1 rRNA gene is annotated in these 2,914 nt (G+C 56.9%); it reads right to left on the minus strand.

The annotated features are described in order from the left end of the window. Window positions 1–2,757, minus strand: a 23S ribosomal RNA gene (locus UWG_RS0129135); the annotation flags it as partial. Window positions 2,758–2,914: the final 157 nt, after the last annotated feature.

The raw sequence follows: 2,914 nt of genomic DNA on the forward strand, positions 1-2,914 counted from the left end.
CCCTTGGGACCGACTCCAGCCCCAGGATGCGACGAGCCGACATCGAGGTGCCAAACCATCCCGTCGATATGGACTCTTGGGGAAGATCAGCCTGTTATCCCCGGGGTACCTTTTATCCGTTGAGCGACGGCGCATCCACAAGCCACCGCCGGATCACTAGTCCCGACTTTCGTCCCTGCTCGACCCGTCAGTCTCACAGTCAAGCTCCCTTGTGCACTTACACTCACCACCTGATGACCAACCAGGCTGAGGGAACCTTTGGGCGCCTCCGTTACCCTTTAGGAGGCAACCGCCCCAGTTAAACTACCCACCAGACACTGTCCCCGATCCGGATCACGGACCCAGGTTAGACATCCAGCACGACCAGAGTGGTATTTCAACAACGACTCCACCCAAGCTAGCGCCCGAGCTTCACAGTCTCCCACCTATCCTACACAAACCGAACCAAACACCAATATCAAGCTATAGTAAAGGTCCCGGGGTCTTTCCGTCCTGCTGCGCGAAACGAGCATCTTTACTCGTAGTGCAATTTCACCGGGCCTATGGTTGAGACAGCCGAGAAGTCGTTACGCCATTCGTGCAGGTCGGAACTTACCCGACAAGGAATTTCGCTACCTTAGGATGGTTATAGTTACCACCGCCGTTTACTGGCGCTTAAGTTCTCAGCCTCACCCAAAAAAGGGCTAACCGGTCCCCTTAACGTTCCAGCACCGGGCAGGCGTCAGTCCGTATACATCGCCTTACAGCTTCGCACGGACCTGTGTTTTTAGTAAACAGTCGCTTCTCGCTGGTCTCTGCGGCCACACCCAGCTCACAGGGCAAAAACCTGATCACCAGACACGGCCCCCCTTCTCCCGAAGTTACGGGGGCATTTTGCCGAGTTCCTTAACCATAGTTCACCCGAACGCCTCGGTATACTCTACCTGACCACCTGAGTCGGTTTAGGGTACGGGCCGCCACACAACTCGCTAGAGGCTTTTCTCGACAGCATAGGATCATCCACTTCACCACAAACGGCTCGGCATCAGGCCTCACCCACAAAGAAGACGGATTTACCTGCCTTCCGGGCCACACCCTTACCCCGGGACAACCACCGCCCGGGATGGACTACCTTCCTGCGTCACCCCATCACTCACCTACTACAAGCTCGGACCGTCGGCTCCACCACCACCCCAGCCAAAGACTGGAACGAGGCTTCACGGACTTAGCATCACCTGATTCGATGTTGAACGCTGCACAGCGGGTACCGGAATATCAACCGGTTATCCATCGACTACGCCTGTCGGCCTCGCCTTAGGCCCCGACTTACCCTGGGCAGATCAACTTGACCCAGGAACCCTTAGTCAATCGGCGCACACGTTTCCCACGTATGTATCGCTACTCATGCCTGCATTCTCACTCGTGAACCATCCACAACTCGCTTACACGGCTGCTTCACCCGGCACACGACGCTCCCCTACCCACCCCAACAACCGTTAGGTCTCATTGGAATGACACGACTTCGGCGGTGTACTTGAGCCCCGCTACATTATCGGCGCAGAATCACTTGACCAGTGAGCTATTACGCACTCTTTCAAGGATGGCTGCTTCTAAGCCAACCTCCTGGTTGTCTCTGCGACTCCACATCCTTTCCCACTTAGCACACGCTTAGGGGCCTTAGTCGATGCTCTGGGCTGTTTCCCTCTCGACCATGGAGCTTATCCCCCACAGTCTCACTGCCGCGCTCTCACTTACCGGCATTCGGAGTTTGGCTAAGGTCAGTAACCCGGTAAGGCCCATCGCCTACCCAGTGCTCTACCTCCGGCAAGAAACACACAACGCTGCACCTAAATGCATTTCGGGGAGAACCAGCTATCACGAAGTTTGATTGGCCTTTCACCCCTAACCACAGGTCATCCCCCAGGTTTTCAACCCTGGTGGGTTCGGGCCTCCACACGGTCTTACCCGCGCTTCACCCTGCCCATGGCTAGATCACTCCGCTTCGGGTCTTGAACACGCTACTCAACGCCCTCTTCAGACTCGCTTTCGCTACGGCTCCCCCACACGGGTTAACCTCGCAACATGCCGCAAACTCGCAGGCTCATTCTTCAAAAGGCACGCAGTCACCACCACAACCACAAAGACTGCAGCAGCTCCCACGGCTTGTAGGCACACGGTTTCAGGTACTCTTTCACTCCGCTCCCGCGGTACTTTTCACCATTCCCTCACGGTACTCTCCGCTATCGGTCACCAGGGAATATTTAGGCTTGACGGGCGGTCCCGCCAGATTCACACAGGATTCCTCGAGCCCCATGCTACTCGGGACACTAAAAGATGAGTCACCACGATTTCAGCTACGGGGGTCTTACCCTCTACGCCGGGCCTTTCGCATACCCTTCGCCTACCGCAATGATTTCTCACTCACCAGCCATCCGGCAGAATGACTACAAAAGCTCCCACAACCCCGCACACGCAACCCCTGCCGGGTCTCACACATGCACGGTTTAGCCTCCTCCGGTTTCGCTCACCACTACTCCCGGAATCACAATTGTCTTCTCTTCCTACGGGTACTGAGATGTTTCACTTCCCCGCGTTCCCTCCACGCCACCTATACATTCAGCAGCGGGTGACAGCCCACAACGACTGCCGGGTTCCCCCATTCGGACACCCCCGGATCAACGCTCGGTTGACAACTCCCCGGGGACTATCGCGGCCTCCCACGTCCTTCATCGGTTCCTGGTACCAAGGCATCCACCATGCGCCCTTACATACTTGGCCACAGATGCTCGCGTCCACTGTCCAGTTCTCAAACAACGACCAGCCACCCACCACACACCACCCACACAGAGCCATGCACAGCAAGACCGGCACCAAGGAACACCACCACACACACACGCGCGCGGTCGCACCCTCAGACACCCAACAGCGCACCACC

Source organism: Streptomyces xiaopingdaonensis, from assembly GCF_000262345.1.
Lineage (GTDB): Bacteria > Actinomycetota > Actinomycetes > Streptomycetales > Streptomycetaceae > Streptomyces > Streptomyces xiaopingdaonensis.